Source organism: Streptomyces misionensis (genome assembly GCF_007896895.1).
Taxonomy (GTDB): domain Bacteria; phylum Actinomycetota; class Actinomycetes; order Streptomycetales; family Streptomycetaceae; genus Streptomyces; species Streptomyces misionensis_A.
In genome coordinates, this window is record NZ_VOGW01000133.1 from 20,511 (window position 1) to 27,754 (window position 7,244).

The window sequence follows — 7,244 nt, forward strand, 5'->3', positions numbered from 1 at the left end:
GGCTCTGGTGTCGCCGGGACGAGTGTGCGAAATGCCCGAGTTATCCCACGTCAAAATGGGACAAAGTCACTTGGTTGTGGAGTGCGTCACACCCCGGAAACCGCCGGAAATGTTCCGGAAAACTGCCCCGTTTAGCTTCACGGAAAGCGGGCAGAAGACTATGGGAAGCTGCCGTCCAATAAATTGGCGGGAATTGTGAAACTAAATTGAATTCAGGCTTCGGTGGTTTCGTCGATTTGTTCGCGAGGGATATTCGCGTGTCCATGGGCCACGACAACGGCCCGCGCCGTGCGGCGCGGGCCGTTCGCTGCGGAAGGCGGTGGCTACCGCCAGGCCTGCTCCGCGGCCCGGCGCGCCTCCTGGGTGTGCACGGTGGCGCCCCGCTCGGCGAGGGCCGCGCCCAGGGCGGCCAGACAGGCGTCCACCGCTTCCGGGGTGGCGTCCGGGCCGTAGTGGTTGACCCTGATCATCTCCTTGGCCAGGGCGCCGCCGCCCGCGGCGAGCGGCAGCGCGGGGTCGGCGGCCAGGGCGTGGGCCACCAGCTCCGAGGCGGCCATGGCGGACGGCACGCGCAGGGTCGTCGCCACCGGGGCCGCGTCCGCCGCCTCGTGGACGTACGGCTCCAGGCCGCCGCCGAGGGCCAGCGCGCCCGCCCGGGTGGCGCGCGCCGCGCCGCGGTGGCGGGCCATCACCGTCTTCGGGCCGTCCGCCTCGATCCGCTCCAGGCACGCGTCCAGCGCCAGCATCTCCAGCTGCGCCGGGGCGTGCGGCAGCGCCGTGCGGCCGGCGTCCAGCCAGCGCTCCTTCCAGTCCAGCAGGGAGAGGTAGGAGCGGCGCGGCGCGTTCGGGTTCGCCGCCATCCGGGCCCAGGCGCGCTCGCTCACCGAGATCGCCGACACGCCCGCGGGCCCGCCCATCGCCTTCTGCGCGCCGATCACGCACAGGTCCACGCCCCAGGCGTCCGGCAGCACCGGCTCGGCGCCGACGGAGGCGACGGCGTCCAGGTAGAAGAGGGCGCCCTGGCGTCGCACCACCTCGCCGATCTCCGCGACCGGGTTGGTGTTGCCGGTCGCCGCCTCCGCGTGCACCAGGGAGACGAAGTCGATCTCGGGGTGCTCGGCGAACGCGGCGCTGATCTGCTCGGCCCGCACCGCCGTGTGGAAGGGGACCGAGATGTCGTGCACCGTGGCCCCGGCGTCGCGCAGCCAGTTGCCGAAGGTCTGCCCGTAGGGGCCGGTGATCACGTTCAGTGCCACCGTGCCCGGTCCGGCCGCCGCGCGGATCGCGCCCTCCAGCGGCAGCAGCGCCTCGCCCTGGGTGATCAGCACGTCCTGCCGGGTGTCCAGCAGCCGGGCCACCCGGTCCTCGATGGCGGCGAAGCGCTGCGCGGTCAGCGGGGGCAGATCGAGGAAGGGGTGGGTCACGTCGGTGCTCTCTTCGCTCACAGAAGTCCACGGGGGCCGGCCTGGAGGCGGCCGAGACGAGCGTAACTCCAGGCCCGAACTCCCCACGGACCAGTTGGTTCTCAGGCTCGGATGCCACCTGGTCATGGGTTTGTTTTGAGCAGCCCAAACATTTCCTTATAATCGGAACCTCTCGTTCCCCCCACAGGAGACTCCCCCAATGAAAACCCTCCTCGGACGCCGGACCCGCCTTCTGGCCGCCACCACCGCGACCGCCGGCCTCGTCCTCGTCGCGGCGGGCTGTTCCTCCGGCGACTCGGGGAGCGGCAAGACCACGGCCGGCGGTGTCCACCTCGCCAAGGCGGGGAAGCTCACCACCTGCACCCACCTGCCCTACCCGCCGTTCCAGTCGGTGGTCGACGGCAAGGTGCAGGGCTTCGACGTCTCCCTGATCGACCTGGTCGCCAAGGACCTCGGCGTCAAGCAGCAGATCGTGGACACGCCGTTCGAGAACTTCAAGACGGGTGCCTTCCTGAACTCCGGCCAGTGCGACCTGGCCGCCGCCGGCATGACGATCACCGCCGAGCGCGCGAAGAACGTCGACTTCTCCGACCCGTACTTCGAGGCCACCCAGGCCGTCCTGGTCAACAAGGGCAGCGGCATCACGTCGCTCGCCGGCGCCAAGGGCAAGAAGATCGGCGCCCAGGCGCAGACCACCGGCGAGGACTTCGCCAAGAAGAAGGGCCTCGACCCGGTCTCCTTCGCCTCCTCCGACGCGGTCCTCAACGGCCTGCGCACCGGCCAGGTCCAGGCCGTCGTCATCGACTACCCGGTGGTGCAGGGCTGGCTGAAGGACAAGGCGACCGCCGAGAAGTTCAAGGTGGTCGACAACCTCAAGACCGGCGAGCAGTACGGCTTCACGGTCAAGAAGGGCAACAAGCCCCTGCTGAACGCCATCAACAAGGCCCTCAAGGACGCCAAGGCCGACGGCACCTACAAGAAGATCTACGAGAAGTGGATCGGCCCGTACGACTCCTCCGTCGCCTCCCCGGCCGGTTCCTGACCCCATGGCCGACACGGACACCGGTGTCCAGCCGAAGCGCACCGGGCTGACCCGCACCCAGAAGCGCCGGATCTCGCGCGGCGCCCAGTACGCCGTCCTCGTCGCCGCGGTGATCGCCTTCGCGGTCTCCGCCGACTGGGGGCGGCTGCAGAACCAGTTCGCGCAGCCCGCCATCGCGAAGCAGCTGTTCCCCGAGCTGATCACGGTGGCCCTGAAGAACACCGTGCTGTACACGCTCTCCGGGTTCGTCGTCGGCCTGGCCCTCGGCATGGTCATCGCCCTGATGCGGCTGTCCTCGGTGGGGCCCTACCGCTGGCTCGCCGGCATCTACATCGAGATCTTCCGCGGCCTGCCGGCGCTGCTGATCTTCATCTTCGTCGGCGTCGGCGTGCCCCTGGCCTTCCCGGACGTGCAGTACCCGGGCGGGACGTACGGCAAGGTCGCCGTCGCGCTCGGACTGGTCTCCGCCGCCTACATGGCGGAGACGATCCGCGCGGGCATCCAGGCGGTGCCCAAGGGGCAGACGGAGGCGGCCCGCTCGCTCGGCTTCTCGCCCGCGCGGGCCATGGTCTCCATCGTCCTGCCGCAGGCCTTCCGGATCATCCTGCCGCCGCTGACCAACGAACTCGTCCTGCTCTTCAAGGACTCCTCGCTGGTGCTGTTCCTCGGCGTCACCCTGGAACAGCGCGAACTGTCCAAGTTCGGCAACGACCTGGCCAGCCAGACCGCCAACTCCACGCCCATCCTGGTCGCGGGCCTGTGCTATCTGCTGATCACGATCCCGCTGAGCCTCGTCGTACGCCGCATGGAAGCCAAGTCCCTCAGGGAGATCAGGTGAGCCGCCCCGAGATCAGCGTCCGGGACCTGCACAAGTCCTTCGGCGACAACCAGGTGCTGCGCGGCATCGACCTGGAGATCGGCCAGGGCGAGGTCGTCTGCGTCATCGGCCCCTCCGGCTCCGGCAAGTCCACGCTGCTGCGCTGTGTGAACCTGCTGGAGGAGCCGACCAAGGGGCAGGTCTTCGTGGGCGGCACCGAGGTCACCGACCCGGACGTCGACATCGACGCCGTGCGCCGCCGCATCGGCATGGTCTTCCAGCAGTTCAACCTGTTCCCCCACCTCAGCGTCACCGAGAACCTCACGCTGCCGCAGCGCCGCGTGCTGAAGCGGGACAAGGCGCAGGCCGCGCGGATCGCCGCCGAGAACCTGGCCCGCGTCGGCCTGGCGGAGAAGGCGGACGCCTACCCCGCCTCGCTCTCCGGCGGCCAGCAGCAGCGCGTGGCCATCGCCCGCGCCCTGGCCATGGGCCCCGAGGTGATGCTCTTCGACGAGCCGACCTCCGCGCTCGACCCCGAGCTGGTCGGCGACGTCCTCGCCGTGATGCGCGGGCTCGCCCGGGAGGGCATGACGATGATGGTCGTCACCCACGAGATGACCTTCGCCCGGGAGGTCGCCGACCGGGTCGTCTTCATGGACGGCGGGGTGATCGTCGAGGACGGCCGCCCCGACCAGGTCATCGGCGCACCCCGGCACGAGCGCACCCGCCACTTCCTCTCCCGCCTCCTCGACCCGGCGATGGCCGAGGTCGAGGAGGATGTCCCGGACCAGGGGGGAACCGGCCGGCCCTAGACGAGTAGTTCCGAATGCGGGGTTCACGGACGTGGGGAGGGTGCCCAACATCGGGTTGTGACGACCGAGTTAGACACCCTCTTGACCGCACTGTACGTGCACATCGACGACCGTCTGAAGACCCCGCGCCGACGCGGCCGGCCGCCTCGGCTGACCGACGCCGAACTGGTCACCCTGGCCGTGGCCCAGGCCATGCTGGGCTTCCACTGCGAGGCCCGCTGGCTGCGCTTCGCCCACGCCCACCTGCACGCGATGTTCCCCTACCTGCCCCAGCGGCCGGCGTACAACAAGCGCCTGCGGGCCGCCCTGGGGCTGGTCAAACAGGTGATCCGGTCCCTGGCTGCGGACACCGACCTGTGGCTTGACCCGGTGTGGATCGTGGACTCCACCCCCGTGGAGTGCGCCCGCTCGCGGGAGACCGTCAAACGTTCCGACCTGGCCGGCTGGGCGGGCTACGGCTACTGCCGCTCTCACTCCCGCTTCTACTGGGGCCTGAAGCTGCACCTGGTGTGCACCCCAGCCGGCCTGCCCGTCACCTGGGCCCTCGCTGACCCGAAGATCGACGAACGGCAGGTGCTGGCCGCCCTGATCGACAACGAGCCGCACCTGGCCACCGACCGGGCCGGCCTGCTCATCCTGGCCGACAAGGGCTACATCGCCGCCGAACTGGACCGCTTTCTCGCCGCCCGCGGCATCAGCCTGCTGCGGCCCTCCTACCGCAACCGCGGCACTCCACGCCCGGGAGAGGGCCTGCTCAAGACCGTGCGCCAGCTGATCGAGTCGGTCAACGACACCCTCAAGGGCCAGCTCGACCTCGAACAGCACGGCGGCCGCACCATCGAAGGCGTCGGCGTCCGCGTGGCCCAACGGATCCTGGCGATGACCTGCGCAATTTGGCACAACCGCACCATCGGCGCACCCATCACCAGGTCACTGATCGCCTACGACCACTGAGCCACATCGGAACTACTCGTCTAGCCCTCTAAGGTGCCGGTATGAGCGATCAGCCGGTGCTGCATGTGAAGGGCAGGGTCCTCGTCGGACCGGAGGACGTACGGGACGAGCTGTGGGTGGTCGGTGGCCGGGTGTCGTTCGACCGCCCGGCCGGGGCCCGGGACGTCCGCACCGTCGAGGGCTGGGCGCTGCCCGGTCTGGTCGACGCCCACTGCCACGTGGGCCTCGGCGCGGAGGGGCCGGTCGACGCGGAGACCGCGGAGAAGCAGGCGCTGACCGACCGGGAGGCGGGCACCCTGCTGCTGCGGGACGCCGGCTCGCCCTCCGACACCCGCTGGATCGACGACCGCGAGGACCTGCCGAAGATCATCCGGGCCGGCCGGCACATCGCCCGCACCCGCCGCTACATCCGCAACTACGCCTGGGAGATCGAACCGGAGGACCTGGTCGCGTACGTCGCGCGGGAGGCCCGGCGCGGCGACGGCTGGGTCAAGCTGGTCGGCGACTGGATCGACCGCGACCTCGGCGACCTCGCCCCCTGCTGGCCCCGCGAGGCGGCCCGGGCCGCGATCGAGGAGGCCCACCGGCTCGGCGCCCGGGTCACCGCGCACTGCTTCGCCGAGAACTCGCTGCGCGATCTGGTCGAGGCGGGTATCGACTGCATCGAGCACGCCACGGGACTGACCGAGGACCTGATCCCGCTGTTCGCCGAGCGGGGTGTGGCCATCGTCCCCACGCTCGTCAACATCGCCACGTTCCCGCGGCTCGCGGCGGGCGGCGACACCAAGTACCCGCGCTGGTCCGCCCATATGCGACGGCTGCACGAGCGGCGCTACGACACCGTGCGCGGCGCCTACGACGCCGGCATCCCGGTGTTCGTCGGCACGGACGCCGGTGGTTCGCTGCCCCACGGCCTGGTCGCGGCGGAGGTCGCCGAGCTGGTCCGGGCGGGCATCCCTCGCGTCGAGGCGCTGGCGGCGACCAGTTGGACCGCCCGGGAGTGGCTGGGCCGGCCCGGCCTGGAGGAGGGGGCGCCGGCCGACCTCGTGGTGTACGACGAGGACCCCCGGGCGGACGTGGGCGTGCTGGCGGCGCCGCGCCGGGTGGTCGTCGACGGGAACGTGTATTCCTGACGTTTCGAAGATGCGTGCGGAATTTCCACTTTGGAGTGAAGTGACCCGGGATCGCTGACCGTTCACCCACACGGCGTACAAGGTTGACGGGTCCCAAGCTTGTTCCCTCTGGGGGGTCCCACACCGTGAACAGCAACACCTTCCGCATGCCCGGACGCCGTCTCGCCGCGGCGGCGACCGTCACCGCCCTGGCCGCCGCGCCCGCGCTCCTCGGCGCGGGCGCGGCGCACGCCACCGGCGACACCGGTCACGCCTCAGCCACCGTGCTGCGCACCGGCCTCGACGTGTCCCTGCTCAACAAGTCCGTCGACGTCCCGCTGGCCGTCTCGCTCAACGAGGTCCGGGCGCCGCGCAGCGCCGACCGCACGGCCCTGACCGCCCGTCTGGACGGGGTGGCCGGCGGCAAGCCCTTCACCGTCCTCGGGGCGGACGTCGCGCAGGCGAAGGCCACGGTGACCGACCGGCGGGCGGAGGGCTCCGTGCGGCTCGTCAACGCGCGGCTGCACGTGCCCGGGCTGCCCGCGCTCGCCCTGATCGAGGTCGGCACGGTCACCGCCCGGGCCACCTGCGAGGCGGGCGGGACGCCGACCGCCGCCGCGGACGTCCTCGGCGCGGTCACCGTCCTCGGCCGGCGCGTCACGCTCACCGCGGGCGGCACGACCGACGTCAAGGTGCCCGGCGTCGGCGAGGTCCGCCTCGACCTCGCCCAGCGCGCCACCACGACGCGTACGGCCGCGGCGACCGCCCTGCAACTCAAGGTCTCCGTCAACCCGTTGAAGCTCAACGTCGCCGACGTCGAGGGCACGGTCACGCTCGCCAGGGCCACCTGCGACTCCCCGCCGGCGCCCGCCCCGGGCCACCCGGCCCCGAGCCACCACCCCGCCCCCGGCACCACGTCCGGCGCGGCCCCCGTCTCCGACACGAAACCCCAGGGCGGCGGCACCGGGACCGACCTGGCCGAGACCGGGGGCAATCCGGCGACACCGTACATCGCGGGCGGCGCGGTGGCCCTGCTGGCGCTCGGCGGGGGAGCGGTGCTGGCGGCGCGGCGACGGAAGAGCT

Annotated in this window: 7 protein-coding genes; 6 read left to right on the forward strand and 1 reads right to left on the reverse strand. The window is 71.3% G+C overall.

The annotated features are described in order from the left end of the window. Window positions 1-323 precede the first annotated feature (323 nt). Window positions 324-1,424, reverse strand: a complete 1,101-nt coding sequence (locus tag FRZ03_RS23735) for an aminotransferase class V-fold PLP-dependent enzyme (protein WP_146467198.1) — start codon at window positions 1,422-1,424, stop codon at window positions 324-326. 199 nt (window positions 1,425-1,623) lie between these two features. Here FRZ03_RS23735 and FRZ03_RS23740 point away from each other — a divergent pair, with 199 nt between their 5' ends. The 6 genes from FRZ03_RS23740 to FRZ03_RS23765 all read left to right on the forward strand — a co-directional run. Next, window positions 1,624-2,466, forward strand: a complete 843-nt coding sequence (locus tag FRZ03_RS23740; protein ID WP_146467177.1) for a basic amino acid ABC transporter substrate-binding protein — start codon at window positions 1,624-1,626, stop codon at window positions 2,464-2,466. A 4-nt stretch (window positions 2,467-2,470) separates the two neighbouring features. Next, on the forward strand, window positions 2,471-3,304 hold the full coding sequence (locus FRZ03_RS23745; protein ID WP_146467178.1) for an amino acid ABC transporter permease: 834 nt from the start codon (window positions 2,471-2,473) through the stop codon (window positions 3,302-3,304). Continuing rightward, a complete protein-coding gene (locus FRZ03_RS23750) occupies window positions 3,301-4,095 on the forward strand; it encodes an amino acid ABC transporter ATP-binding protein (RefSeq protein ID WP_146467179.1) in 795 nt (264 codons plus the stop codon). Before FRZ03_RS23745 ends, FRZ03_RS23750 begins: the two co-directional genes overlap by 4 nt. A 57-nt stretch (window positions 4,096-4,152) precedes the next feature. Beyond that, on the forward strand, window positions 4,153-5,049 hold the full coding sequence (locus FRZ03_RS23755; RefSeq protein WP_146467180.1) for an IS982 family transposase: 897 nt from the start codon (window positions 4,153-4,155) through the stop codon (window positions 5,047-5,049). A 41-nt stretch (window positions 5,050-5,090) separates the two neighbouring features. After that, a complete protein-coding gene (locus FRZ03_RS23760; RefSeq protein ID WP_146467181.1) occupies window positions 5,091-6,182 on the forward strand; it encodes an amidohydrolase family protein in 1,092 nt (363 codons plus the stop codon). A 125-nt stretch (window positions 6,183-6,307) separates the two neighbouring features. Continuing rightward, a partial coding sequence (locus tag FRZ03_RS23765) for an SCO1860 family LAETG-anchored protein (protein WP_146467199.1) occupies window positions 6,308-7,244 on the forward strand: 937 nt, incomplete at its 3' end.

Coding starts and splice junctions, on each gene's coding strand:
- FRZ03_RS23740 (WP_146467177.1), top strand. CDS start 1,624: ATGAAAACCCTCCTCGGACGCCGGACCCGCCTTCTGGCCGCCACCACC.
- FRZ03_RS23760 (WP_146467181.1), top strand. CDS start 5,091: ATGAGCGATCAGCCGGTGCTGCATGTGAAGGGCAGGGTCCTCGTCGGA.
- FRZ03_RS23745 (WP_146467178.1), top strand. CDS start 2,471: ATGGCCGACACGGACACCGGTGTCCAGCCGAAGCGCACCGGGCTGACC.